This window comes from Rhodanobacter denitrificans, from assembly GCF_000230695.2.
In the GTDB taxonomy this organism is placed as follows: domain Bacteria; phylum Pseudomonadota; class Gammaproteobacteria; order Xanthomonadales; family Rhodanobacteraceae; genus Rhodanobacter; species Rhodanobacter denitrificans.
In genome coordinates, this window is sequence record NC_020541.1 from 3,603,204 (window position 1) to 3,628,974 (window position 25,771).

General features: G+C 66.9%; 16 protein-coding genes. 11 read left to right on the plus strand and 5 right to left on the minus strand.

Annotated features, from left to right (window positions below):
* Positions 1–157 precede the first annotated feature (157 nt).
* From R2APBS1_RS16565 to R2APBS1_RS16600, 8 genes are all read left to right on the plus strand, one after another.
* Positions 158–1,684, plus strand: coding sequence for a transglutaminase-like domain-containing protein (locus R2APBS1_RS16565; RefSeq protein ID WP_015448794.1), 1,527 nt, complete (start codon positions 158–160; stop codon positions 1,682–1,684).
* Between the two features lie 54 nt (positions 1,685–1,738).
* Positions 1,739–4,735 (plus strand): TonB-dependent receptor, encoded by a 2,997-nt coding sequence (locus R2APBS1_RS16570; RefSeq protein ID WP_015448795.1) that lies wholly within the window; start codon positions 1,739–1,741, stop codon positions 4,733–4,735.
* An 83-nt stretch (positions 4,736–4,818) separates the two neighbouring features.
* Positions 4,819–6,123, plus strand: a complete 1,305-nt coding sequence (gene lysA, locus R2APBS1_RS16575) for a diaminopimelate decarboxylase (protein WP_015448796.1) — start codon at positions 4,819–4,821, stop codon at positions 6,121–6,123.
* Positions 6,120–7,331: a dipeptidase gene (locus R2APBS1_RS16580; protein WP_015448797.1), complete on the plus strand. Its 1,212-nt coding sequence runs from the start codon at positions 6,120–6,122 to the stop codon at positions 7,329–7,331. The genes lysA and R2APBS1_RS16580 overlap by 4 nt, the downstream gene beginning before the upstream one ends.
* Positions 7,318–8,997, plus strand: a complete 1,680-nt coding sequence (locus R2APBS1_RS16585) for a serine hydrolase (RefSeq protein WP_015448798.1) — start codon at positions 7,318–7,320, stop codon at positions 8,995–8,997. Before R2APBS1_RS16580 ends, R2APBS1_RS16585 begins: the two co-directional genes overlap by 14 nt.
* Entirely contained in the window at positions 8,994–9,728 is a 735-nt protein-coding gene (locus R2APBS1_RS16590; protein ID WP_015448799.1) for a M15 family metallopeptidase, read from the plus strand. Before R2APBS1_RS16585 ends, R2APBS1_RS16590 begins: the two co-directional genes overlap by 4 nt.
* Before the next feature lie 29 nt (positions 9,729–9,757).
* Complete coding sequence (locus R2APBS1_RS16595) at positions 9,758–10,807, plus strand: serine hydrolase domain-containing protein (RefSeq protein WP_015448800.1); 1,050 nt, start codon at positions 9,758–9,760, stop codon at positions 10,805–10,807.
* A gap of 21 nt (positions 10,808–10,828) precedes the next feature.
* The gene (locus tag R2APBS1_RS16600) at positions 10,829–11,602 is read left to right on the plus strand and encodes an N-acetylmuramoyl-L-alanine amidase (protein WP_015448801.1); all 774 of its coding nucleotides are present in this window, start codon (positions 10,829–10,831) and stop codon (positions 11,600–11,602) included.
* A gap of 9 nt (positions 11,603–11,611) precedes the next feature.
* On the opposite strand, the gene R2APBS1_RS16605 is transcribed toward R2APBS1_RS16600, so the two are convergent.
* The 4 genes from R2APBS1_RS16605 to R2APBS1_RS16620 all read right to left on the minus strand — a co-directional run bounded on the left by R2APBS1_RS16605 (position 11,612) and on the right by R2APBS1_RS16620 (position 20,362).
* A complete protein-coding gene (locus R2APBS1_RS16605) occupies positions 11,612–14,731 on the minus strand; it encodes an efflux RND transporter permease subunit (RefSeq protein ID WP_015448802.1) in 3,120 nt (1,039 codons plus the stop codon).
* Positions 14,728–15,843 carry an efflux RND transporter periplasmic adaptor subunit gene (locus R2APBS1_RS16610; protein WP_236126969.1) on the minus strand — a complete coding sequence of 372 codons (1,116 nt, stop codon included), beginning with the start codon at positions 15,841–15,843 and terminating at the stop codon, positions 14,728–14,730. Before R2APBS1_RS16610 ends, R2APBS1_RS16605 begins: the two co-directional genes overlap by 4 nt.
* A 46-nt stretch (positions 15,844–15,889) precedes the next feature.
* The gene (locus R2APBS1_RS16615; RefSeq protein WP_051061187.1) at positions 15,890–17,464 is read right to left on the minus strand and encodes an efflux transporter outer membrane subunit; all 1,575 of its coding nucleotides are present in this window, start codon (positions 17,462–17,464) and stop codon (positions 15,890–15,892) included.
* A gap of 204 nt (positions 17,465–17,668) precedes the next feature.
* Entirely contained in the window at positions 17,669–20,362 is a 2,694-nt protein-coding gene (locus R2APBS1_RS16620; RefSeq protein ID WP_231381739.1) for a TonB-dependent receptor, read from the minus strand.
* A 333-nt stretch (positions 20,363–20,695) separates the two neighbouring features.
* On the opposite strand from R2APBS1_RS16620, the gene agaR reads away from it, so the two are divergent.
* Positions 20,696–21,475, plus strand: coding sequence for a transcriptional repressor AgaR (gene agaR / locus R2APBS1_RS16625; protein WP_007509667.1), 780 nt, complete (start codon positions 20,696–20,698; stop codon positions 21,473–21,475).
* 5 nt (positions 21,476–21,480) lie between these two features.
* On the opposite strand, the gene R2APBS1_RS16630 is transcribed toward agaR, so the two are convergent.
* Positions 21,481–22,611, minus strand: a complete 1,131-nt coding sequence (locus R2APBS1_RS16630) for an amidohydrolase family protein (protein ID WP_015448806.1) — start codon at positions 22,609–22,611, stop codon at positions 21,481–21,483.
* Between the two features lie 111 nt (positions 22,612–22,722).
* On the opposite strand from R2APBS1_RS16630, the gene R2APBS1_RS16635 reads away from it, so the two are divergent.
* Both R2APBS1_RS16635 and R2APBS1_RS16640 read left to right on the plus strand, forming a co-directional pair.
* Positions 22,723–24,840 (plus strand): glycoside hydrolase family 36 protein, encoded by a 2,118-nt coding sequence (locus R2APBS1_RS16635; RefSeq protein WP_015448807.1) that lies wholly within the window; start codon positions 22,723–22,725, stop codon positions 24,838–24,840.
* On the plus strand, positions 24,837–25,769 hold the full coding sequence (locus R2APBS1_RS16640) for a DMT family transporter (protein ID WP_015448808.1): 933 nt from the start codon (positions 24,837–24,839) through the stop codon (positions 25,767–25,769). Before R2APBS1_RS16635 ends, R2APBS1_RS16640 begins: the two co-directional genes overlap by 4 nt.
* The last annotated feature ends 2 nt before the right edge of the window (positions 25,770–25,771 follow it).

Below are 25,771 nucleotides of genomic sequence, written 5' to 3' on the forward strand. Positions count from 1 at the left end.
CTCGTGGATCGTTCGCGGGCATTCGCAGGCTGGCTGGTTTCCACCATCAAGGAATAGCTGATTCTTGTAGACTTCGATCGAAGCATAAATTATTGACCGGCATTTGCAAGCGTGTTACACAGCGGCTTCAGGGGATTCGTTGCGGGGACGTTTGTCGATGGATACGTTGCTACCTGTCGCACCCAAAGTACGCTGCCATGCACGTGGCTGGCGCGTCGCCGTGTCCCTGCTCGCCCTGCTGCTGGTCGCCCCGTCTGCCTTCGCCGGCACCGGTAGCGGCGGCAAGGCGGTCGCCCCCATCATCGCCCAGATCGACGCCGGCCACTTCAAGGCGGCCGACGCGGCGATCACCGGCGCCCTGGCGCAGCCCGGCCTGTCCGCCGACACGCGCCACGCGCTCGCGTTCCAGCGCGAACGTATGCGCCGCATCCTGCTCGACTTCACCCTCGGCGCCGACGAGGTCAAGGCGCGCGTGCGCCAGCAGATCCCCGACCTCAGCGACGCCGAGTTCGCGAAGTGGAACGCGGCCGGCCTGTTCGAGCACCAGGTCATCGACGGCCGCACGCTGTACTTCAAGCGCTCACCCGGCAACCTGTTCCGGCTCAGCCCCGAAGCGGTGGCGCGGCGCGCCGTGCAGACGCCGATCGGCGACGGTCCGATGGAAGCGCTGAACGAGCACCAGCGCGCGATCTACCAGACCGCGCTGGCCGGACACAAGAGCAGCGTGCTGCCGCGGCGCCTGCGCATGACGCAGACGCTGACCGTCGACGCCGACGCCGTGCCCGCCGGCGAGACCGTGCGCGCGTGGATTCCGTACCCGCAGGCGGTGCCGGGCCAGCAGGAAGACATCCGCTACGTGGCCAGCGTGCCGGCCACGCACCAGATCGCACCCGCGTCGGCGCCGCAACGCACGGTGTACCTGGAGAAGCCGGCCGTGGCCGGACAGAAGACGGTGTTCTCGGTCACCTACGAGCTGACCCTGTTCGCGCAATACCACGCGATCGACCCGGCCAGGGTCACGGCGGAGAAGATCACGCCGGAACTGGCCCCGTTCGTGGCCGAGCGCGCACCGCATATCGTGTTCACCGACGCGATGCGCGCGTTCTCGCGCAAGGTCGTGGGCGAGGAGAAGAACCCGTACCGCATCGCGCAGAAACTGTTCGCCGCGGTCGACCAGATCCCCTGGGCCGGCGCGCGCGAGTACTCCACCATCAGCAACATCAGCGACTACGCGCTGCACGCCGGCCACGCCGACTGCGGCCAGCAGACCCTGCTGCTGATGACCCTGCTGCGCCTGAACGGCATCCCCGCGCGCTGGCAGTCCGGCATGGTGTATTCGGACGACGGCAGCCGCTACAGCAACATCCACGACTGGGGCTACCTGTACCTGCCGCCGTACGGCTGGGTGCCGATGGACGTCACCACCGGCCGGCTGCACCCGGCGGCGGGCGACGACAAGGCGCTGGAGTGGTTCTACCTGGGCGGCCTCGACAACTGGCGCATCGCCTTCAACGACGACTACGGCCGCCGCTTCCAGCCGTCCAAGCGGCAGTTCCGCTCCGACGACGTGGACTCGCAACGCGGCGAGGCCGAATGGCGCGGCGGCAACCTCTATTTCGATCAACTGGATTACGGCTTCGACTGGCAGGTCCTGCCAGCGGCGCAGGGACGCAGCGGCAACTAACCGGCAGCTTTTCATAAACATGGCATCGACGGCGTCGATGGGGAGATGGGGAACATGAGCAACACCGGGACATTGCGCAGGACCGTGCTCGGCACGGCGCTCGGACTGGCGCTCGCCGCCTTCGGCGGCCCGCAGGCGTACGCGGCCAACAACGACGGTTCGGTGGCCGGTCGCACCCAAGCCGGCGCCACCGTGGTCGTGACCAATCCGGCCACCGGCCTGACTCGCACGATCACCGCCGACAACGACGGCAACTACCGCTTCCCGTTCCTGCCGGTGGGCCAGTACACCATCAGCGCCAGCAGCGGCGGCCAGCCGGTGGGTCCGACGCGCAACGTCACGGTGGCGCTGGGCACCACCACCACAGTGGACCTGGGCGCGGCAAACGCGACCAGCCTGGCCACCATCAACGTCACCGGCTCGGTGCTGCCGGTGATCGACGTCCGTTCCACCGAGTCGGCCACCATCGTCTCGCGCGCCGACCTGGTGCGCCTGCCGGTCGACCAGAACGTCACCTCGGTGGCGCTGCTGGCGCCCGGCGTGGTCAAGGGCAACGCCGCCTTCGGCGGCATTTCCTTCGGCGGCTCCTCGATCGCCGAGAACGCGTTCTACGTCAACGGCCTCAACGTCACCGACTTCTACAACCGCAACGGCTTCTCCGAAGCGCCGTTCGCGTTCTACGACCAGTTCCAGGTCAAGACCGGCGGCTACTCGGTCGAGTTCGGCCGCACTACCGGCGGCGTGGTCAATGCGGTGGCGCGCTCAGGCACCAACGAGTTCAAGGGTGGCGTGGAGATCACCCTGGAGCCCGGCAACTGGCATTCGCGCGCCGACGATCACTATGACGCCAGCGGCCACCGCTACCTCACCGCCAGCCGCGACCAGGACTCGCTGGTGAAGACGAACATCTGGGCCTCCGGCCCGATCGTCAAGGACAAACTGTTCATCTTCGCCATGTACGAGGCCCGCGGCAGCAGCCCGCGCAACACCAACAACGCCGGCACCACGCTGACCTCCAACAACTCGGATACCGGCTTCTGGGGCACCACGATCGACTGGAACATCACCGACAGCAACGTGTTGCAGCTGATGGCGTTCTCCGACAAGAACAAGAACACCGGCGACGTCTACAGCTACGACTACGACACCAGCACTATCGGCACCCGCACCAACAAGGTCTTCACCGATACCGGCGGCAAGAACTGGGCGCTGACCTGGACCAGCTACCTCACCAACGACCTGTCGATGAAGCTGATGTACGGCCGCAACGAGCGCGAGGCGTTCACCCGCTCGCAGCTGGACATCGACTGCAACTACGTCTCGGCGAACAACGCGTTCCGGGCGATCCACGATCCGGGCGTGCAGCTGGGCTGCACCAGCAGCTCCACCGTGTACAAACGCAACGACACCCGCAAGCAGGCCCGCGCCGACTTCGAGTGGACGCTGGGCGACCACCTGCTGCGCTTCGGCTACGACCACGAAAACGACACCTCCGACTACAACCGCCACTACGCCGGGCCGGGCGCGTACTACTACAACCTGTACGCCGCCAGCGCCGGCTCCACCATCTCCAACGGCGGCGTGGTGCCGGCCGGCTACGACGCCTACGTGCGCGCACGCCGCTACGAGATCGCCGGCACCTTCACCACCAAGAATGCCGCGTACTACATCGAGGACAACTGGCAGGTGACACCCAGCCTGGTGCTCAACGCCGGCGTGCGCAACGACAGCTTCGACAACCAGGACGCCGCAGGCCGCAGCTACATCAAGATGAGCCGGCAGATCGCGCCGCGGCTGGGCTTCTCCTGGGACATGAAGGGCGACGGCAGCACCAAGCTGTTCGGCAACCTCGGCCGCTACTACCTGCCGGTGGCCAACGTGATCAACATCAAGCAGGCCGGCGGCCTGCTCGACGAGCGCACCTACTACGCGTTCGACGGCTGGGAGTACAAGACCCTCAACGGCGTCGAGTACGCCGTCCCGAAGCTCGGCCCGCAGATCGGCCCGGTCGACAATTCGCAGGGCGACGGCACCGTCGGCGACCTGCGTTCCGAGGTCGACAAGAACATGGATCCGGTCTACCAGGACGAAGCGATCCTGGGCTTCCAGCAGCTGATCACCTCGCAGTGGTCGTGGGGCGTCAGCGCCACCTACCGGCGCCTGCACAACGCGATCGACGACATGGAGATCAGCGCCACCGCGCAGTGCGGCGAGAACGGCTACATCGGCTGGGTGATGGCCAACCCTGGCAAGAAGGTCACCGTGTGGGGCGACACCAACTGCGACGGCACCCCTGACGGCTACCTCACCGTGGACACCTCCAAGGAAGGCTGGGCGATGTATGACGCCCAGGGCAACTACCTGGGCCAGCGCGGCTGGGTGAAGCCCAAGCGCACCTACGCCGCCGTCGAGCTGCAGCTGAACCGCGCGTGGGACGAGAAGTGGGCGATGAACGCCTCGTACACGATGTCGTGGAACCGCGGCAACGCGGAAGGCCCGGTCAACTCGGACACCGACTTCGACGACACCGGCCGCACCGAGAACTTCGACGATCCGTGGGTGAACCTGGGCGGCGACGGCTACCTGCCGAACGACCGCCGCCACCAGTTCAAGCTGCGCGGCACCTATGCGCTCACCCCGCACTGGCAGCTCGGCGCCGACGTGAACGCCGCCTCCGGCGGCCCGATCACCGGCTTCGGCGTGGGCAACCCCTACGACGCCACCAACTACCACAGCTACTTCATCTGCGTGCAGAACTGCGCCTCGCCGGTGTCCGAGAACCGCGTCTACGAACGCTCGCCGCGCGGCAAGTACGGCCGCCTGCCGTGGACCTTCACGCTCAACGCCGGCATCAGCTACATCCAGCCGTTCGATGGCGGCGAGTTCCGGGTGAAGCTGGCCGTCTACAACCTGCTCAACCAGAAGCACACCACGGCGGTGGATCAGGATCTGCAGACGTCCATCTCCAATTCCACCAGCGACACGTTCCGCCAGCCGCTTGGCTTCCAGTCGCCGCGCTTCACCCAGCTGACCATGTCCATCAACTTCTGATCGTCCTCCCCCGATCGCGGCCCGCGCAACTGCCGGGCCGCTCTTTTTTTGCGGTTTCACCGCAGCAGCAACGGCACCAGGCCATGTCCACGCCAACAACCAGCCGCCCGACGACGACGGCAAGTGCCACGCAGGCGGACGACGCCCACCGCCACTTCGACGGGGTCGACCTGCAGGCCCTGGCGCAGCGGATTGGCACGCCCCTGCATGCCTACTCCGCCAGCGCGATCCACCAGCGCATCGGCGAACTCCAGGCCGCGCTGACCGGCCTCGACGCCACCATCTGCTTCGCGGTCAAGGCCAACCCCAACCTCGCCATCCTGCAATTGATGGCGAACGCCGGCGTCGGTGCCGACATCGTCTCGGTCGGCGAGCTGCGCCGCGCGCTCAACGCCGGCATGCCGGCCGAGCGCATCGTGTTCTCCGGCGTCGGCAAGAGCACCGACGAAATCGCCGGCGCGCTGAGCGTCGGCATCATGCGCTTCAACGTCGAATCGCTGGACGAACTGCATACCCTGCAGCGGGTCGCGCAGGCGCAGGAGGTGACCGCGCGCGCCGCCGTGCGCATCAACCCCGACGTGGACGCGCAGACCCACGCGAAGATCTCCACCGGCAAGTCGGAGAACAAGTTCGGCGTCAGCATCGACGAGGCGCGCCGCTGGTTCGCCGAACGCAGCCAGCTCACCCACGTGCAGCTCGACGGCCTGCACGTGCACATCGGTTCGCAGATCCTCAGCGTCGAACCGTTCCGGCTGGCACTGCAGCGGGTCGCCGCGTTCTGGCGCGAACTCGAGCAGGCCGGCCATCCGGTCAACAGCATCGACGTCGGCGGCGGACTGGGCGTGTGCTATCGCGCCGGCGTGGACCAGCCGGTGGCCGCGGCCGATTACGTCGGCGCGATCCGCGAGGCGCTGGCCGGTTTCCGCGGCCGCCTGCTGCTGGAACCGGGCCGCTACCTGGTCGCCGAGGCGGGCGTGCTGCTGACCCGGGTGATCCGCGTCAAACCCGGCATCGAACGCACGTTCCTGGTGCTGGACGCGGCGATGAACGACCTGCAGCGGCCCAGCCTGTACGACGCCTGGCACGACATCGTGCCGGTAGCGGACGAGCGGCGCCCGCTGGCCACCTACGACATCGTCGGCCCGGTGTGCGAGACCGGCGATACTTTCGCCCGCGCACGCGAACTGCCCGAGTGCGCCGCCGGCGACCTGTTGCTGATCAAGGCCACCGGCGCGTACGGTACGTCGATGGCCTCCACCTACAACTCGCGGCCGCTGGCCGCCGAGGTACTGCTGCAGCGGGGCCGCTACGCCGTGGTGCGGCGGCGCCAGCACTTCGAGGACATGATCGCCGGCGAACAGCCGGCCCGGAACTGGGAAACGCCATGAACACGACTGTCCGCCTCGCCCTCCTCGCCGCCTTGAGCGTCGCCGGGACGCTGCCCGCGCAAGCACAGCAGGATCCGCCGATCACCATCGACACCCATGTCGACATCCCCTTCAACTACATGGGCGAGCCGCGCTTCGACGTCGGGCACGATACCCGCCTGCTGGTCGACCTGGGCAAGATGGAGCGCGGCGGCCTGAACGCGGCGTTCTTCGTGGTCTGGGTGCCGCAGCACCAGCTCGACGCCGCCGGCTACGCCAAGGCGGTGCAACAGGCCAGCCAGAAATACGACGGCATCGGCCGCATGCTGATGATGTATCCCGACCGCATCCGCCTGGCCACCACGCCCGAACAGCTGCTCGCCAACCACAAGGCCGGCCTGCTCTCGGCGACGATCGAGATCGAGAACGCCTACTCGCTCGGCCACGACATCCACCGCCTCGACGCCGCGTTCGATCGCGGCGCGCGCTCCGTCGGCCTGGTCCACGTCGGCAACAACGACCTGTGCACCAGCTCGCTACCCGATACCGAGCATGGCGAGCCGGCGATGAACGGCGCCGGCGACAAGGGCATGAGCGACTTCGGCCGCGCTGTGGTGAAACGCGCCAACCAGATCGGCATGCTGGTCGACATCTCCCACGCTTCGGACAACTGCGTGCGCGATGCGCTCAAGCTGTCCAGCACGCCGCTCATCGCCTCGCACTCCGGCGCCCGCGCCGTGCTCGACCACCCGCGCAACCTGCCCGACGACCTGCTGCGCGCGATCGCCGCCAAGGGCGGCGTGATCGACGCCGTGGCCTACAAGGAATTCCTGAAGAAGGACCCGGGCCGCGAGGCCGCCGAAAAGAAACTGCAGAACGCCATCGCCAAGCAGGCCGGCGAGAAGGAGTACGACAGCGACAGCGACGACTACCGGCCGGAGATGGAAGCCGGCATGGCCGAGATCCAGAAAAAATACCCGCTGGCCACCCTGGACGACTACGTGAAGCAGATCCGGCACATGGTGAAGGTGGCCGGCATCGACCACGTCGGCCTCGCCTCCGACTTCGACGGCGGCGGCGGCATCATCGGCTGGAAGGACGCCGGCGAAACCCGCAACGTCACCGCCGCGCTGCGCCGCGCCGGTTTCAGCGACGCCGACATCGCCAAGCTGTGGGGCGGCAACCTGCTGCGCGTATGGAGTGAGGTCGAGCGCCATGCGCAGCGCTGACGCAGCCGCCGTTGACGCATTCGTAGGTTGGGGTGAGCGAAGCGAACCCCAACAAATTCCGCCGCACCGAGAGCATGTTGGGGTTCGCTTCGCTCACCCCAACCTACGTGGGCGCCGTTGGCTCTTCGCCACCGCGCTGGTCCTGACGGCCGCCAGCGCCCACGCCGGCACAGCAACACCTGAAACCAGGGCGCTCGACAAGATCGTCGACGCCACCATCGCCCGCTATCACCTGCCCGGCATCGCCGTCGGCGTGATCGAGCACGGCCAGGTCGTCTACGTGCGCACCACCGGCGAGACCGTCGCCGGCTCCGGCCAGCCGATCACCCCGCGCACGCTGTTCAAGATCGCCTCCAACAGCAAGGCGATGACCACCGCCCTGCTCGGCCGGCTGGTCGACCAGGGCAAGTTGCGCTGGGACGATCCGGTGATGAAGTACCTGCCGCAGTTCCGCATGCACGATCCGTGGGTCACCGCGAACATGCGCGTGGCCGACCTGCTCACCCATTCCAGCGGCCTGCCCGAAGGCGGCGGCGACCTGATGCTGTGGCCGGAACCGAACGCGTTCACCCGCGCCGACATCCTCCACGGCCTCGCCTTCATCAAGCCCGGCTACAGCTTCCGCTCGCAATACCAGTACGACAACCTGCTCTACGTGGTGGCCGGCGAAGTCGCCGCCGCCGCGGGCGCTGCGCCCTACGAGACGCTGATGCGCCGCGAAGTGTTCGAGCCGCTGCACCTGGACCGCTGCCAGGTCGGCGCGTGGAACCGCGACACGGTGGGCGACGTGGCCACGCCGCATCGCCGCGAGGGCGGCCGCAACGTGGCGATACCCGAGGACGCCGCGATTCCCGCGATCGCCTCGGCCGCCGCGGGCGGCATCCGCTGCGACCTCACCGACATGCTGGCCTGGGCGCGCAACTGGCTGGTGCCCACGTCGACACAGCTGAAGTGGCTGTCGCCGGTGCAACGCGGCGTGCTGCAGGCGCCGCACATGCTGATCCCCGTTTCCGAGCAGCGCCGTGCCTGGGACAACACCCATGTGATGGCCTACGGCCACGGCTGGCGCATGGCCGACGTCGACGGCCAGTGGCTGGTCTGGCACACCGGCACCTTGAACGGCATGTATTCGATGCTGGCGCTGCTGCCGGACCGCAAGAGCGGCTTCGTGTTCATGATCAACGGCGAGGCGGACGATGCGCGCACCGTGCTCGGCGAAATGCTGGTCAAGCACTTCACCGCACCCGACGAACCGCGCGACGTGAACTGGTATGCCGACGCGCTGGAGCGGCAGGCCGCGCAGCGCCCCGCCGGCTCGACCGCCCCGGATACCTCGGCGCAACGGCCGGCCACCACGGCGGAGCTGGCCTCCTGGACCGGCGAATACCGCGACCCGTGGTTCGGCGATGTCTCGTTGTGCCCGCGCGACGGCAAGCTGCGTTTCGCCGCCGCGAAGTCGCCCGCGCTGACCGGCACGGTGATGCGCCTGGGCGGCCGCTACCTGGTGCATTGGGACAGCGGCGAGCTGGACGCGTGGCTGGATTTCCACGCGGTCACCACCAGCCAGCCGATCACCTTGCGCATGGCCAAGCTCGACCCGCAAGGCGATTTCAGCTCCGACTACGAAGACCTGGCTTTCCAGCGTCGTGGGGGTTGCCACCGATGATTACTTCGACCCGCCGTCCCCTGCTCCTGCTCGGTTTGCTCGTCGCCCTCGGCGCCACCGGTCGCGCCCATGCCGCGGAGCAACCGCCCACCCTGTCGCCGGCGACGACTGCCGCCGCGGCCAACCTGGTCGATATCCGCAGCCTGGTGCCGGACATGGCCGAGGACATCAAGTACGCCGGCAGCGACAATTTCGTGGGTGCGCCGGTGGACGGCTACCTGGCGCCGAAGTGCCTGCTGCTGCGCCCGGTCGCCGAAGCACTGGCGCGGGTCGAGCACGAACTGCGCACGCAACACCGGCGCCTGAAGATCTGGGATTGCTACCGCCCCGCCCGCGCGGTGGCGCACTTCGTGCGCTGGGCGCACGACCTCGACGATCAGCGCACCAAGCCGCAGCACTACCCCACGCTGGACAAGTCGAAACTGCTCGGCGACTACATCGCGCCGGTCTCCGGCCACAGCCGCGGCGCCACCATCGACCTCACCCTTGAGCGCTGCGCCGCCGACGGCAAGCGCTGCGAAGCGCTGGACATGGGTACCGACTTCGACTTCTTCGACGTGCGCGCACACACCGACACGCCCGGCATCACCGCGCAGCAACACGCCAACCGCCAGTTGCTGCGCGACGCGATGCAGCGCGAAGGCTTCCGCAACTACCCGATGGAGTGGTGGCACTACACGCTCTCGCCGGAGCCGACGCCGCACACGATCTACGACGTGCCGGTGCAATGACGGCACCACGAACAGGGGGGGATTCCGCCATGCCAAAACTGCTTGCTGGCCTCGCACTGACCTTGCTGCTCGGCGGCTGCGCCAGCGGCACCAAGCCGGTCGACCCGATCGACGCACTGATGCAGCGCTACAGCGGCGACGTCCCTGGCGCCTCGCTGCTGGTGCTCAAGGACGGCAAGCCGATCGTGCGCCGCAGCTACGGCCTGGCCAATCTCGAGGACGGCGACAAAGCCACGCCGGCCACCAACTACCGGCTCGCCTCGGTGAGCAAGCAGTTCACCGCCACGGCGATCCTGCTGCTGGCCGAAAGCGGCCGCCTCAAGCTCGACGATCCGGTGCGCCGCTGGTTACCTTCGCTGCCGGAAACGACGGCCGCGGTCACCCTGCGCCAGTTGCTCACGCACACCGGCGGCCTGGTCGACTACGAGGACCTGATTCCGCCCGGCACCAGCGGACAGGTCAGCGACAACGACGTGCTGCGCCTGCTGTCCGCCACGCCGAAGACTTATTTCGCGCCCGGCACGGCCTACCGCTACAGCAACTCCGGCTACGTGCTGCTCGGCCTGGTGGTGGAGCGCGCCTCCGGCATCAGCCTGCCGCTGTATCTCCGGCAGCACATCTTCCAGCCGCTGCACATGGACCACACCTTGCTGTATGAGCGCGGCGGCCCCGAGGTGGAAAATCGCGCCTACGGCTACAGCGAAGAAAACGGCGGCTGGACGCGCACCGACCAGAGCGTCACCAGCGCCACCCGCGGCGACGGCGGCATCTATTCCTCGATCGACGACCTGGCCAAGTGGGACGCCGCGCTGTACGACGACCGCCTGCTCAGCGCCGCCTCGCGCAAGCTCGCCTTCAGCCCGCACGTGAAAGTCACCGGCGAGCCGTACGAGGCCAGCTACGGCTACGGCTGGCGCATCACCGGCGACACGCTGTGGCACTCCGGCGAGAGCATCGGCTTCCGCAACGTGATCGTGCGCTGGCCGAAGCAACGCCTCACGGTGATCCTGCTCAGCAACCGCAACGAGCCGGAACCGTACCGCACCGCGCTGGCGATCGCCGCGCCGTACCTGCAGTGATGGAGCAAGGAACCGTCAGCGATGCGTGATCCGTTCGCCCTGCCCCGCCAGCTGCGCCGCGCGGCCCTGCTGGCGCTGCTCGCGCTGCTCGCCGCCTGCGCGCCGCTGCCGCCGCGCAACCCGCTGGCGACCTGGGTGCCGTCGCCGAACCACGACATCCGCCGGCCGGTGCTGATCGTGCTGCACTACACCCAGCAGCAGTCGGTGCAGCAGAGCCTGGACACCCTGCGCACGGCGAACAGCGGCGGGCCGGTGAGCTCGCATTACCTGATCGGCGCCGACGGCCACATCTACCAGCTGGTATCCGACCAGTTGCGCGCGTGGCATGGCGGCCCCGGGCACTGGGGCACGATCACCGACATCAATTCCGCCTCGATCGGTATCGAACTGGACAACGACGGCGCCACGCCGTTCGCGCAACCGCAGATCGACAGCCTGCTGCGCCTGCTGACCGACCTCACCGACCGCCTGCGTATCCCGCGCACACAGGTCATCGGCCACCAGGATTTCGCGCCCACCCGCAAGGACGATCCGGGCCCGCTGTTCCCGTGGCCGCGGCTGGCCGCCGCCGGTTTCGGGCGGTGGCCGCAAGGCGTGCTGGCCGATCCGCCCGCCGGCTTTGATCCGTGGATGGCACTGGGCCTGGTCGGCTACCCGCTGGAGGATCGCGCGGCCGCGGTGCGGGCGTTCCACCACCATTACCGCAGCATGCAGGGCGACACGCTCGATGCCGAGGACCTGCGCATCCTGTACAACCTCGCGCAACAGATCGAGTCCAGCGGCGACGGGAACTGAACCGCCCCGCTACACCTCCAGCCGGTCGCCCGGCCGCGCCACGATCGCGTACAGCGCCGGCATCAGGAACACGCTGATCAGCAGGCGGGTGAACAGGCCGCTGACGATGACCAGCGCGAACGGCCGCTGGGTGTCGGTGCCGACGCCGGTGGCCAGCGCCGCCGGCAGCAGACCGAGCGCGGCCACCAGCGCGGTCATCATGATCGGGCGCAGGCGCAGGATCGCGCCTTCGCGGATCGCCTCGGCCACGCCGACCCCGTTGCGGCGCAGTTCGTTGACGTAGGAGATGTACACCACCGCGGTCTGCACCGAGACGCCGAACAGCGCCAGGAAGCCGATGCCCGACGACACCGAGAACGGCGTGCCGGTCAGCCACAGCGCGATGATGCCGCCGGCCGGCGCCGAAAGCACCACGCCGAGCACGGTGATGAAGGGAAACTTGAAGTTGCTGTAGAGGGTGAACAGCAGCAGGAAGATCAGCCCCACCGTCAGCGGCACGATCAGGTTCAATTGCGCGCGCGAGGCGGTGTATTCCTTGTACTCGCCGCCCCAGTCCAGCCGGTAGCCCCGCGCCAGCTTCACCTTCGCATCGACCTGGCCGATCGCATCCTCCACCGCACCGGCGAGGTCGCGTCCTTCGACCGAGAACTGCACGCCGATGTAGCGCGAGTTGTCCTGCCGGTAGATGAAGGAGGCGCCGTTGGTCACCCGGATATCGGCGAATTCCTTCAGCGGCAGTTGCTGGCCGCCCGGCGTCGCCACCAGGATGTTGCCGATTTCCTGGGGGTTGTCGCGATACTGGTGATCCAGGCGCACGACCAGGTCGAACTGCTTTTCGCCCTGGATCACCTGGGTCGCCACATCGCCGCCGATCGCGGTCTGGATCAGGCCGTTGATGTCGTCCACGTTCAAGCCGTAACGGGCGATCGCGGCGCGATTGATCCTGATGCTCAGGCTGGGCTGGCCGAGCTCCTGCACCAGGGTCACGTCATGGATGCCGCGCACCTGCTCGAGCACATGCTTGATCGCCTTGCCCTTCTGCTGCAGCGTGTCCAGGTCCGCACCGAACACCTTCACCGCCAGCGCGCTCTTCAGGCCGGTCTCCGCCTCGTCCACCGCGTCCTCGGCCGGCTGGGTGTAGTTGAAGGTGATGCCGGGAAATGTCTGCAGCTTCCGGTTGATCGCTGCGGTCAGCTCGGCCTTGGTCCGGTACGCGCCCGTCCACTGCGCATATGGCTTGAGGCCGACATAGAACTCGACATTGAAGAAGCCGGTCGAGTTGGTGCCGTCGTCGGGCCGGCCCAGTTCCGATGCGACCGTGGTGACCTCGGGGAACGACCGGAGGATGTCGCGGATCTGCGGCGCGATCTTCGCCGACTCGTCGAGCGAGATGGTGTACGGCATGGTCGCGCGCACCCACAGTGCGCCTTCATCCAGGTGCGGCATGAACTCCGCACCGATGCGCGGAATCAGCAGCAGCGACAGGCCCAGCAGCAGCGCGGAGGCGAGCGTGGTCAGCCACACGCGGGCCAGGCAGAAATCCAGCCCCTTGATGTAGACCGACTTGATCGCCTCGAACGCGCGGTTGCGGCGCTCGCGCACGCCCTTGCGCATGAACCACGAGCACAGCACCGGCAACAGGGTCAGGGTGATCACCAGCGAACCGACCAGCGCGAACACCATGGTGTCCGCCATCGGCTTGAACAGCGCGCCGGACGGGCCGGACAGCACATAGATCGGCAGGAAGCTGACCACGATCACCGCCACCGCATAGAACAACGGACGGTCGACCTCGGCGGCCGCATCGCGGATCACCTCGATGACGTTGAACTTCGTTCCCTCGCGATCGGCGAGCTGGCGATAAATGTTCTCCACCATCACCACCGCCGCATCGACCAGGATGCCGAAGTCGATCGCACCGATCGACAACAGGTTGGCCGATGCACCCTGCAGATCCAGGCCGATGAAGGCGACCAGCAGCGACAGCGGAATGGTGACCGCGACGATCAGCCCGGCGCGCACGTCGTACAGGAAGAAGATCAGCACCACCACGACCAGCAGCATGCCGCGCAGCAGGTTGTCCTTGACCACCTGGGTGGTCACCGCGACGAGGTCGCTGCGGTCGTAGAACGGGTGGACCTTGATGTCCTTCGGCAGGATCTGCTCGTTGAGTTCCTTGGTCTTCGCCTCGACCCGCTGCAGCACGTCCTGGGTCTTCTCGCCGGTGCGCAGCGAGATCACGCCCTCCACCGCGTCGTCCTGCTTCTCGAAGCCGAACTGGCCCAGCCGCGGCGCGATGCCGATCACCACGCGACCGACATCCTTGACCAGCACCGGGTTGCCGTCGTGCACCGCCAGCACCACGTTGCCGATGTCCTCCAGCGTCTGCAGGCGGCCGACGCTGCGAACGTAATAGAACTGCCCGCCCTGCGAGTAGAAGCCGCCGCCGGCATTGCCGTTGTTGGCGGCCAGCGCGGCCTGCACCTGCTGCGCGGTAAGCCCGACCCCGGCGATCTTCGCCGGATCGAGCAGCACCTGGTACTGCATGCTGCCGCCGCCGAAACCGGAGTCGTCGGCCACCCCGGCCACGGTGCGGTACTGCGGCTCGACCACCCAGTCCTCGAACGTCTTCAGCTCCATCGGCGAGCGATCGGAGCTTTGCAGCACGTAGCGATAGATCAGCCCCGACGGCGACGACAGTGGCGACACCGACGGTTTCACCCCGTCAGGAAGACCGAGATCGCCCAGCCGGTTGAACACTTCCTGGCGTGCGAAATAGTTGTCGGTGCCGTTGTTGAACGTGAGCGTCACCACCGACAGCCCGTACAACGAAATCGAGCGGGTGTTGTCGGTTTTCGGAATGCCGGTCAGGCCTCGCTCGGCCGGCACCGTGATCAGCCGCTCCACTTCCTCGGCGGTATGCCCCGGCCACTGCGTGATGATCTCGACGCTGGGCGGCGACAGGTCCGGATAGGCATCCACCGGCAGGCGATGCAGCGCATGCACGCCGGCGCCGATCAGCACGAGCACCAGCAAGGCGATCAGGAAGCGTTGCGCCAACGAGGCACCGACGATCCGGTTCATCAGCGACGCCGCGCGCGGCGGCATGGGCGGCAGATGGTCGCTCATTGGTTCTGCATGAACTGCACGAAGAGGCCGCCATCGACCACGATCCGGTCGCCGGGCTTGAGCCCGTCACTGACTTCGTACTGATCGCCGATGCGCGGACCCAGCGTCACGTGCCGCCGCGCGAAGCTGCCATCGTGCTGCACGACATACGCGAACGGCAGGTTATCGTCGTCGCGCAGCATCGCCGACACCGGCATCAGAAGACCCTGGCCGGCCTGGCGCGACTGGATCCTCACGCGCACGTACATCTGCTTGCGCAGCACGCCAGCGGGATTCGCCACCACGATGCGCGCGGCAACCGCGCGGGTATCCGGGTTCACCACCGCGGCGATATGGTCCACCGTACCCGGCAACTCGACGCCCGGCGTGCCGCTGTCGACCTGCGCCGGATCACCCACGCGAATCGTCGCCAGCTCGGCGGCCGACACCTGCGCCATCACCCACACTTTCGACAGATCCGCCACGGTGAAACACGGCGTGGTGCCCGCCTGCAGCAGCTGCCCCGGCGTGATCAGCTTTTCCACCACGGTGCCGGCGATCGGCGCGCGAATGATGCCCTGCGCGCGCGCCACCGTTCGGCCCGCCTGGATCGCCTTGAGCGTGCCGGCGTCGACATCCAGCGCCACCAGCGCCTGCAGCGCGGCGTCCCGATCGGCCTCGGCACTGGCGGCATCGGTCTGCGCCTGCTCGGCCTCGCGCCGCGACACGCCTTCGTGCTGTACCAGGTCCTTGTCCGCGTCGGCCAGCCGGCGTGCGTTCTGCGCGCTGATCAAGGCCTTGCGGTACGCACTGATCGCGGCAGAGAAATCCGCCGAGTCGACCAGCGCCAGCGGCTGACCCCGATGCACCTTGTCGCCGGGCGCCACCAGCAGTCGCGCCACCGGCCCGGAGAATGGCGCCAGCACGCTGGTTGCCTGGTCGTTGTCGAAATCCACCACGCCAGTGGTTTCGATCGCGCGATGAAAGCTGGTCGGCGCAAGCGTGAGCAGATGGATATGCTGGCGCTGCGACGGCGTCATCGTCACGTTCTGCGGCGTGCCGGCAGCCGCTTGCTGCGGCTCCGCCTTCGAGGAACAGCCGGCCACGCCAAGCAGCGCGCTCAGTGCGAGCACGCACGCCGCACGACGTCGCGGCACAAGGCGCGTTGCGGAAGAGGATCTACTTTTCATCGCTGTCCCGGTTTGTCCTGGCGTGATCCGAAGCGGAGAGCGGCGCCGGCGCAGCACCGGCCGGCTCGTTGTCCGCGTCATGCCACCAGCCACCTCCCAGCGCATGGAACAGCGCCGCGGTGTCGGTGTAACGACTTGCCTGCGCCTGCACCAGGGCGATGCGCGCCTGCTGATAACCCTGCTCCGCGCTGAGCAGCGACAGGTAGCCGGCATAGCCGTCCTTGTACTGGCGCTGCGACAGATCCAGGGTGAGCTTCGCCGCATCCGCGGCGGTGGCGGCGGCCTGCAGTCCCTCCGCATCGTGCTGCAGCGCGGCCAGGGTGTCGGCCACGTTCTGGAACGCGGTCAACACCGTGCTGCGATATTGTTCGCTTGCCTCGACATAGGTTGCCCTGGCGGCGCGCTCCTGATGCCGCAGGCTGCCGCCCTGGAAGATCGGCGCAGCCAGATCCGCGCCCAGGCTCCAGAAACCCGTGCCGGACTTGAACAGTTGATGGATCGCCAGCGCGGTGCTGCCCGCGTTCGCGGTCAATGAAATGTTCGGCAACCGGTTGGCGATCGCCACGCCGACCTGCGCACTGGCCGCATGCATGTTCGCCTCGGCCTGGCGCACGTCGGGACGCTGCGCCACCAGCGCCGATGGCAGGCTCACAGGCAGCTGCTGCGGCAAGTGCAGGCTGGCAAGGTCGAAGTTCTCCGTCAGCGCCTCGCCGGGAAAGCGGCCAGCCAGCACCGCCAGCAGATGGTCCTGTTGCGCGAGCTGGGTCAGCAAGGGCGGCAGCGCGGCCTTGACCTGGGCCAGCTGCGCTTCCTGCGCCGCCAGATCGAGTCGGCCGGCATAGCCCTTGTCCAACCGGTACTTGAGGATATCCACCATGCTGGTGTTGATGCCGACCAGTTCGCGGGTCGCTTCGATCTGCGCCCGCAACGAGGCCTGCTGCACCGCCGCGGCCACCACGTTGCTGCTCAGCGTGATGCGGGCGGCGATCATCTGGAAGCGCACCGCCTGCTGCTGCGCCATGAGCGACTCCACCGTGCGCCGGTTCCGGCCGAACACGTCGGGCACATACGAGACGCTGACCTGCGGCGTGAACAGGTTGTACAAAAAGGCGTTGTTGCTGGGCACCGGCGCCAGCGCACCGGGCGGATCCTGCTCGCGGCTCGCCGACACGCCGGCCGTGACGCTGGGGTAATAGGCGCCGCGTCCGGCCTCCGTGCTTTCCCTGGCCACCGCCAGCGCCGCCTGCGCTGCCTTGAGGTCGGGGTTGTGGGCCAGCGACTGTTCGATCAGCGCATTCAGCGCCGGCGAATGAAACAGCGTCCACCAGTCGGCCGGAATATCGCCGCCGGAGACGAACTGCTGGGCCTGCCCGCCCGCGATGTTCGCAACGCCTGTGGTGGTCGGCGGCGAACCGGCGCTCAGGCTGCCGGCGCCCGGCGCGGCCGGCTTGTGAAAATCCGGACCCACCGCGCAACCGGCGATCGCCAATGCGGCGACGGCGGCAAGCAGATGCCGCAGGGATGACCCCGTCGCGCACGACGCCGACGGCACTCGCCGGGTCATCACAACCATCGGTTCGACGGTCTCTGCAAGCACTCGAACCAGGTGTTGTTCATGCGGACACGTCTTGGCGAGAAGATCGGTAGCGCCACGATATAACGTACCAAGTCGCAGCGAAACCTTGCAAAAACTTGCGCCCGGCGGCTGGCGCGACACGCCGGTCAAACCGGACCGGCGTGCCTGGTCGGGACGCGGTACAAACCTCGTCTAGAACCGGAGGCTCGCTCCCAGATTGAAAGACCGGCCATATCGGTTATAGCCCTGCGACAGCAGCGGGTTGCCGTTGATGCTGTAGGTCTGCGCATCGTCCAGCAGGTTCTGTCCCTGGAGGCTGATGCTGAACATGTCGTTGATTTCGTAGGTCACGTGTGCGGTCAACCAGGTGATCGCAGCGGCCTGGGTGTTGTAGCCGGTGCCGATTACGTTGATCGCCGTGACGAAGCCATCGGTGCGGACCGCGTTGGCGCCCAGCGACCATTTGCCCTTCTCGTACATCGCGCCCAGCGAATAGGTCGCCGGGGCGATGCCCTCGAGCGGGCGTTCCTCGCCATTCACCCAGCTGCGCGACCAGTTGCGGGTGTACTGGGCATTCACGCCGAAACCGCTTTCCCAGAAGTGCTGCAGGCCGGCCTCGAGGCCTTTGACCTTGGCGTAATCGCCGTTGATCGGACGCATGACGTTGAACAGGTAACCCGGTACGCCGATGTCCTGGCCCGGCTCCCAGCTGGTGGTGATCTGGTTCTTGATGCGCTTGTAGAACACGGCCACGTTGGCGATGGAATGGTCGGCGAAGTACCACTCCAGCGACATGTCTCCCTGCGCCGCACTATAGGGCTTCAGGTGCGCATTGCCGCCGTAGACCTGGGTGAACTCGCCCCACGACACGCTCGCGGTGGTGTTGGTCGGCGCGAGCTGGTCGACCGGCGGGCGGGCCATGGTCTTGGCCGCACCCAGGCGCAATTGCAACTGGTCGGTGAAGTGCCAGGTGAAATTCGCCGAAGGCAGCAGGAAGGTGTAGTCGGCGTTCTGGACGACCGGGGTCGGGGCAGCGTACGTTGCCGTGTAGTTGAACGCGCCGTTCTTGGTGATGTTCAGGATCTTGGCATCCCAGGCCTGGGCCCTGGTGTTCGTCTTCACCAGTCGCACGCCGATGTCGCCGTCCCAGCGGTCGCCCGACATGTCCGCCTGCACGTAGAAGGCATCGGTCTTCTCGCGAACCCGGTAGCTTTGCAGCGGGTTCCATTTCGGGCCGGCCAGGGCATAGTTGTACGGCGTGCCGTCCGGACGCAGGTGGCCGTCGTAGGCCTGCAGCCGGGCCAGGTAGTTGGGCACGTCGAAGGCCACGAAGCTGCGCGGGAAGCTGCTGTTCACGTCATCCATGAAGTGCGGCAGGTGGAAGCTGTGCGAGATCACTCCGGCGCCCAGGTCGGCCACGTTGATGGCATTGTTTCCGGAGTAGTAGTCGGCGCCGCCGTTGAGGGTGTTGTTGATCAGGTCGCGCGACTTCCTGCGGTCGGTGCGGGTCGCGCCAAAGCGCAGGCGGTCCACGCCCCAGCGGCCGACCAGCAGGTTGCCAGCCACCGTGCCACCGGTGATCTTGTCCTCGATGTTGTCGCCGCTCAACTCCATGTAATGCGTGTTGAAGTCCGACTCGGTGAACTGGCCGTTGGCCAGGCCCGTGGCAAGGTTGCGGCCGTCGTTGAACTGGACATCGACATTGGGCACCGCATTCGGGCCCAGGGTGATGCGGGCGGTGTTGGGCAGGTTCATGCGCAGGACGGCGTAGGTGTCCTGGCCACCGGAGTGGCGCTTCGAGGTGGAGCGGTACAGGTCGCCGGTCAGGGTCAGGTCGGGGGTGACTTTCCACTCGCCGTTGAGACCGTAAAGGTCGGTGTCGACCACGCGGTATTCGGTCTGGTTCAGCAGTTCCGGATTGAGGCGCAGTTCCGGATCCGGGTTGTTCATGGTGAAGCCGGTGACGATGCCGTTCTGCACGGTGATGTCGGACCAGCGGCCCGGTGCGAACAGCGGATAGTAGGATTGCTGGTAGGCCACGTGCGGCGAGTCGAGGCGGGTTTTCAGGCCGTCCAGCACGATGCGCACGTTGTCGCTCGGATGCCATTCGAACTTGCCGGAGAAGGCGCTGCGCTTCTTGTCCTCCATGATCGAGCCAACCCGGAACTGGCCCGGGGCGATCAGGCCATATTCGTTCGGATCCAGTACGCCGTTGCCGTTGGGGTCGATGTTGCCGCCCCAGGCGTTGCCCCACCAGTTGGGGTCGTTGGGATCCGGGTTCCGGGTCCAGCCGCCATCGTTGCCGGCAATGTCGGTGCGATCCTTGCGATGGGCGTAGACCACGCCCAGCAGCACGCCCATGGTGTCGTTGGCGAAGGTGTTGCTGTAGGTGGCCGAGAGCTTGCTTCCGTTGAGTTCGGACATCAGGTTGCGATCGCCTTCCAGGCGCACGATGCCGTGCTGGCCCTTCTGGTCGAATGGACTGGCCGAGCGCAGATTGACCAGGCCGCCGATGGCCCCTTCGGTCAGTGAGGCCTGGGCGCCCTTGATCACGTCGGCGCCACTGATCACGTCGGCCGGCAATACATCGAAGGCAAAATCGCGGCCGGCGCCGTCGGTGGCCAGGATGCGTCCGTTGAAGGTGGTCAGCGTGAACTCCGGGCCCAGGCCACGTACGCTGACTCTCTGTCCTTCGCCACCGGCAGTACGCGAAATGGACACGCCGGTGATGTGGCTGAGCGAATCGGCCACGTTGTCGTCGGGGAACTTGCCCAGCTCGAGCGCGCTGATCGAATCCTGCACGGTACCGGCGTCGCGCTTGAGTTCGGTCGAGCGCGCCAGGCTGGCGCGCACGCCGGTGACCACCACCGCTCCCAAATCGGTCACGTTGTCGCGCGTCTGCGCCGTTTTATCCGACGGTGACGTCTGCGACTCTTGTGTTGTCTGCGACTCTTGTGTTGTCTGCGACTCTTGCGTTGCGGGCGCGCTGCCTGGCGTGGCTTGGGACAGGGCTGTCGCAGGCATCAGCAGGGCAAACGCAACTCCATAAAACAGTGTGTTTCGGTGTAGGGGCGCGGTATTCACTGGCTCTCCTCCAGGGGCTAGGCGACGGACCTGCTGGCTAAACAACGAAACCGAGCCTATATCATGTTTCGTTATACATCAATAGCGAAATACAACGAAATACGGCATAATTTGGACACCCGCAGGAATCCCCCCATGACCGCCACCCGCGACACCAGTCAACGACGCCTCCAGATCAGCGAACTCGTCCGCCAGCATGGCAGCGTCCAGGTCACCAGCCTTGCTCACCGCTTCGGTGTGAGCGCGCAGACCGTGCGCAAAGATCTTCGTTATCTGGCCGAACGCGGAGTCATGGCGCGGGCCTATGGCGGGGCGATCGACAGTGGCGTGATGAACGGTGCCTCGGCCGAGCCCAACTACGAAGCGAAATGCACCACCCACCTGGATGAGAAACGTCGCATAGGCGCTTGCGCCGCGGCACTGATCAAGCCCGGAGACACGGTCGTCATCGACTCGGGTACCACGGCCATCCAATTGGCCGAAGCGGTTCAGGACATCGACATCACCGTGGTCACCAACGACTACGGCGTGCTGACTGCGCTTGCCCCCAAGAACAACATCACCATCGTCATGCTCGGCGGGGAGCTGCGACGCCGCAGCATGGCGTTCTATGGAGGGCTGACCGTCGAAGCGCTGGACGCGCTGCATGTAGACAAGCTGTTCCTTGGCGTGGATGGCTTCGACCTGGAGCGCGGCATCACCACCCATTACGAGCCCGAGGCGCTGCTCAACCGCAAGATGGTGGAGACCGCCCGCCTGGTCATTGCCATCACGGACAGCTCGAAGTTCGGCAAGATCTGTCTGCATCGCATCATCCCCGTTGCCGCGTTGAACATGCTGATCACGGACACCGGCGCGCCGGAGGAAATCATCCAGGCCAGCCAGCAACTCGGTTTCGAGCTGAAGCTGGCGTAAGCCCTTCAGTCGACCGGCCTGGGCGCAGCAAAGACGCGCACGGCGTTGGCGTAGTAGATCTTGTCCACCACCGCGCGCGGCAACGCGAGACCCGGCACATCGGCGTCGATCATGTCCACCCGCTGGGTTTCGCCGGTCGCCAGATAGCGCCAGTCGGAGCTCCATACCCGATGCGCCTCGCGCCTGAATTCCGCGGGATCGGCGTCCGCGGCAAAGGTCAGGTCGGTGCCGTACAGCACCCGGCCCTGGTAGCGGATGAAGAAGTTCCGCACCTTCTCGCGATCGCGCACCGACTGGTATTGCACCTGGCTCATGCGTGCGGCCATGTCGACGGTGGTGTTGGGGAAGCGGTCGAGGAACGCGGCGATCCGGTCGACGTCGTACTCCAGGCTGGCCAGGTGCGCGCCGACGAAGCGCAGCTTCGGATGCGCGGCGACGAAGCGGTCGCGCTCGCGCATCAGCTCTTCGTAGCTCGGCTGATCCGGGTGCAGGTACATGTAGTACTGCGGATGCTCGCTGAAGTACTCGCGGTCGTTGTCGGTGGTCATCTGGTCGAGCGGCAGCCAGCAGTTGCGCGGCTCCCCCTGGTGGTCGATCAGGGCCACGCCGAGCGCGCGGACCTGCCCGGCCACGGGCGCCAGGCCCGGATCGTCGAGCATGATCAGCTTGCCGTCGGCGTTCTTCTCCACCAGTCCCACGTTCTTCCAGATCTTCACCGCGAGCGCGCCCTTGGCCACATCCCGGGCCAGGCTCGCGTTGACCCGTTCGGTCCAGCCCGGCGTACCGAAGCCCTTCATGGAAAACGTGGTGGCCCAATGGAAATGCTGCGGATCCTTCGCTGCAAGGGTCAGGGCGATGGCGTGCTGCCGTTCCAGGCTGGGGAAGTCCGGATAGTCGACGTTGATCGACAGCAATTCGAAGCCGTCCGCGCGGGCCTGCTCGAGGAACGCCCTGTTCGGGTTGTTGGCGTGGACGTGGGCGTCGTATTTGCGCACGCGGGTGAAGTCCGCCATGGAATAGCTGTGCGCAACGGCGGCGGTGTCCGCCGTTTTCGACAGAGGCGAAGTGGCGGCAACGGAAAGTGAGATCGCTACCGCGACCAGGCCCATCATCATGCGGCGGAGCACCATGCTCATCTTATTACCCGTAATATAACGAAACTATTTCATACCATATCGAAACGAAACGCTTGCAGCAATACCTGGAACTGACGCAGAATCGGAACAACACCTCGACTGGAGCCCATCATGTCCCCGATTGGACGACGCACCGTATTGAAGCTCTTTGCCGGCAGCGTAGCGGGTGGCGTGGCCTGGGCCTCCCTGCCGAAAGCGCTGGCAGCTCCGCTCCGCGGCAGCAAGCGCGCCAGCGGGGATGGCGGTGCCGGTGTCGTGGTCCGGGACGCGGTCCTGGCGATTGCGTTCGACCGCAAGCTGCACACCAGCCTCGTGACCCACGGCAAGCCGCTGACGCCCTATCAACCCAGCGAAAGCCTGTTGCTGACCGACGGCTCGGTCGAGGACTTCGCCATCACCGGCCACAAGGAACAGCCGATCACGGACGCGCGCCACGGCACTGGCCGTCAGTCGATCACGACCGGACGCTCCAGCCGCCACCTCGAGAAGGAGGTGGCGGTGACGTTCTTCGACAACCTGCCCGGCATGGCCGTGCTGCAGACCCGCTACCGCAACCACGGTACCGCCGCCTTGCAGGTCGCCGGCTGGCGCAACGCCGCGCATGAACTGGACGACGCGCCCGGCGGGTTCTGGACCTTCGCCGGCGCGACCCACACCGACCGCCGCGACTGGGTACGCCCGCTTGCCGACGGGTTCGACCAGCGCAACGCGCTGGGCATGGACTCGTCCGACTACGGCGGCGGCATCCCGATGGCCGATATCTGGCGCCGCGACGTCGGCCTGGCCGTCGGCCACGTGGAACCGGTGGCGCGTGCGCTGGACCTGCCGGTGCACAGGACCGCCGACGGCGCGCACATCGCGGTCGAGTCGCCGCAGGCCTCCACCCTGGCCCCGGGCCAGACGCTGGTCACCGAACGCACCTGGCTTGCCGTGCATACCGGCGACTATTTCGCGCCGCTGCAGCAGTACCGGCAGTACATGCAGGCCGAGGGCCTCGTCGCGCCGCTGGCGCCGGAATCGGCCTTCGCGCCGGTCTGGTGCACGTGGGGCTACGGGCGCGACTTCAACATCAAGCAGATCATGGACACCGTGCCCAAGGCCCGCGAACTGGGCTTCGGGTGGGTGGTGCTGGACGATGGCTGGCAGACCAACGAGGGCGACTGGCGCATCGACACGCGCAAGTTCCCCCGCGGCGACGCCGACATGCGTGACTTCACCGCGAAGGTGCGCAGCCAGGGCATGCATCCACGCCTGTGGATAGCGCCGCTGGCCGCCGACCCGGGCAGCGACGTGCTGCACGACCACGTCGACATGTTGCTGCTGGACAAGAACGGCGCTTACCAGACCATCACCTGGTGGAATGCGCTGACCCAGTGCCCGGCTTACCAGCCGACCATCGATTACTACGTGGCGCTGGTGAAGAAGGTGATCGGCGACTGGGGCTTCGAGGGCATCAAGTTCGATGGCCAGCACCTCAACGCCGTGGCGCCCTGCTACAACCCCGCACACAAGCATGCCCATCCCACTGATTCGGTCGAGGGACTGGCCACGTTCTGGAGCGCCATCCACCGGGCCGCGCACGAGGCCAACCCGCAGGCGGTGGTCGAGCTGTGTCCCTGCGGCACCGTCTTCGCCTTCCACAACCTGCCGGCCACCGACCAGTACCCCGCGTCCGATCCGTTGTCCTCGTGGCAGGTGCGCAGCAAGGGCAAGACCATGAAGGCGCTGATGGACTCCCGCAGCAGCTATGCCGGCGACCACGTGGAACTGTCCGATGGTGGCGACGACTTCGCATCCACCGTCGGCATCGGTGCGGTGGTCTCCTCCAAGTTCACCTGGCCAAGGGACACCGAGCATCCCGCCGAACCCCTGCCACCGGGCGGCTACAAGCTCACCACCGAGAAGGAGATGCTCTGGCGCAAGTGGGTGGCCCTGTACAAGCAGCACATGCTGCCCAAGGGCGAGTACCTGGGCACGCTGTACGACATCGGCTTCGACAAGCCCGAGGCGCACGCCATCGCCAAGGACGGAGCGATGTACTACGCCTTCTACGCCGAGAGCTTCAATGGATCGGTGCAACTGCGCGGCCTCGGCGCCGGCCGCTACCGCGTGCGCGATCTGTTCAACGAGGTCGACCTGGGCGAAGTGGCGGCGTCCGACGCGACGCTGCGGGTAGCGTTCAAGCGCTTCGTGCTGCTGCGGGCCACGCCGCTGGCGGCTCACGCATGAGCACTTCGGTGATCGATGCCGCCGCCGCGCCAAGCCGCCGTCCGTGGCTGGCTTTTGCCCTGGCGACCGTCGCACTGTGGGGCGTGTGGGGTGCGTTGTCGCCGCTGTCGTCGCAGCACGGCTTCCCCGACACGCTGGTGTACTGCGTGTGGGCGCTGACCATGATTCCGCCGGCGCTGTACATCCTCTGGCGCAGCGGCTGGGTGCTGGAGCGTTCGCCGCGCGCGGTGATCTACGGCTTGACCATCGGCCTGCTTGGTGCCGGCGGACAGATGCTGCTGTTCCACACCCTGACCATCGGGCCGGCCTACTTCGTGTTCCCGATCATCGCGTTGTCGCCGGTGGTCACGATTGCCCTGTCGTTCCTCCTGCTGCGCGAGCGCACCGGCTGGACGGGCACGCTGGGCATCGCGCTGGCGCTGCTGGCGCTGCCGATGATGGACCTGTCGTTCGGCGGCGGCACGAGCGGAGGACTGGGCTGGTTCCTGCAATCGCTGCTGATCATGCTGGCCTGGGGCCTGCAGGCCTACTTCATGCGCCTGGCCAACAACACCGTGCGCGCCGAGAGCATCTTCTTTTACATGACGCTGGGCGCACTGCTGCTGGCGCCGGTGGCGCTGGCCATGACCGACTGGGCGCAGCCGGTCAACATGGGCCTGGACGTACCGTGGATGACCGCGGCGATCCAGCTGCTCAACGCCGTCGGCGCGCTGACCCTGGTTTACGCCTTCCGCTACGGCAAGGCGATCGTGATCGCGCCACTGACCAATGCCGGCGCCCCACTGGTGACTGCCGTGCTGGCATTGCTGTTCGCCAGCGTCGTGCCGGGCCCGCTGAAAATGGTTGGCCTGGTGCTGGCCCTGATCGCCTCGCTGCTGCTGGTGCTCGAACCCGAGCCCGAGCGCGACTCACCCGCTCCACTCCCCTGAAT

What these genes read in the sequence shown, in the direction of transcription:
- R2APBS1_RS16565 (WP_015448794.1), top strand. Translation starts at nt 158, where the DNA reads ATGGATACGTTGCTACCTGTCGCACCCAAAGTACGCTGCCATGCACGT.
- R2APBS1_RS16570 (WP_015448795.1), top strand. Translation starts at nt 1,739, where the DNA reads ATGAGCAACACCGGGACATTGCGCAGGACCGTGCTCGGCACGGCGCTC.
- lysA (WP_015448796.1), top strand. Translation starts at nt 4,819, where the DNA reads ATGTCCACGCCAACAACCAGCCGCCCGACGACGACGGCAAGTGCCACG.
- R2APBS1_RS16580 (WP_015448797.1), top strand. Translation starts at nt 6,120, where the DNA reads ATGAACACGACTGTCCGCCTCGCCCTCCTCGCCGCCTTGAGCGTCGCC.
- R2APBS1_RS16585 (WP_015448798.1), top strand. Translation starts at nt 7,318, where the DNA reads ATGCGCAGCGCTGACGCAGCCGCCGTTGACGCATTCGTAGGTTGGGGT.
- R2APBS1_RS16590 (WP_015448799.1), top strand. Translation starts at nt 8,994, where the DNA reads ATGATTACTTCGACCCGCCGTCCCCTGCTCCTGCTCGGTTTGCTCGTC.
- R2APBS1_RS16595 (WP_015448800.1), top strand. Translation starts at nt 9,758, where the DNA reads ATGCCAAAACTGCTTGCTGGCCTCGCACTGACCTTGCTGCTCGGCGGC.
- R2APBS1_RS16600 (WP_015448801.1), top strand. Translation starts at nt 10,829, where the DNA reads ATGCGTGATCCGTTCGCCCTGCCCCGCCAGCTGCGCCGCGCGGCCCTG.
- R2APBS1_RS16605 (WP_015448802.1), bottom strand. Translation starts at nt 14,731, where the DNA reads ATGAGCGACCATCTGCCGCCCATGCCGCCGCGCGCGGCGTCGCTGATG.
- R2APBS1_RS16615 (WP_051061187.1), bottom strand. Translation starts at nt 17,464, where the DNA reads ATGACCCGGCGAGTGCCGTCGGCGTCGTGCGCGACGGGGTCATCCCTG.
- agaR (WP_007509667.1), top strand. Translation starts at nt 20,696, where the DNA reads ATGACCGCCACCCGCGACACCAGTCAACGACGCCTCCAGATCAGCGAA.
- R2APBS1_RS16630 (WP_015448806.1), bottom strand. Translation starts at nt 22,611, where the DNA reads ATGAGCATGGTGCTCCGCCGCATGATGATGGGCCTGGTCGCGGTAGCG.
- R2APBS1_RS16635 (WP_015448807.1), top strand. Translation starts at nt 22,723, where the DNA reads ATGTCCCCGATTGGACGACGCACCGTATTGAAGCTCTTTGCCGGCAGC.
- R2APBS1_RS16640 (WP_015448808.1), top strand. Translation starts at nt 24,837, where the DNA reads ATGAGCACTTCGGTGATCGATGCCGCCGCCGCGCCAAGCCGCCGTCCG.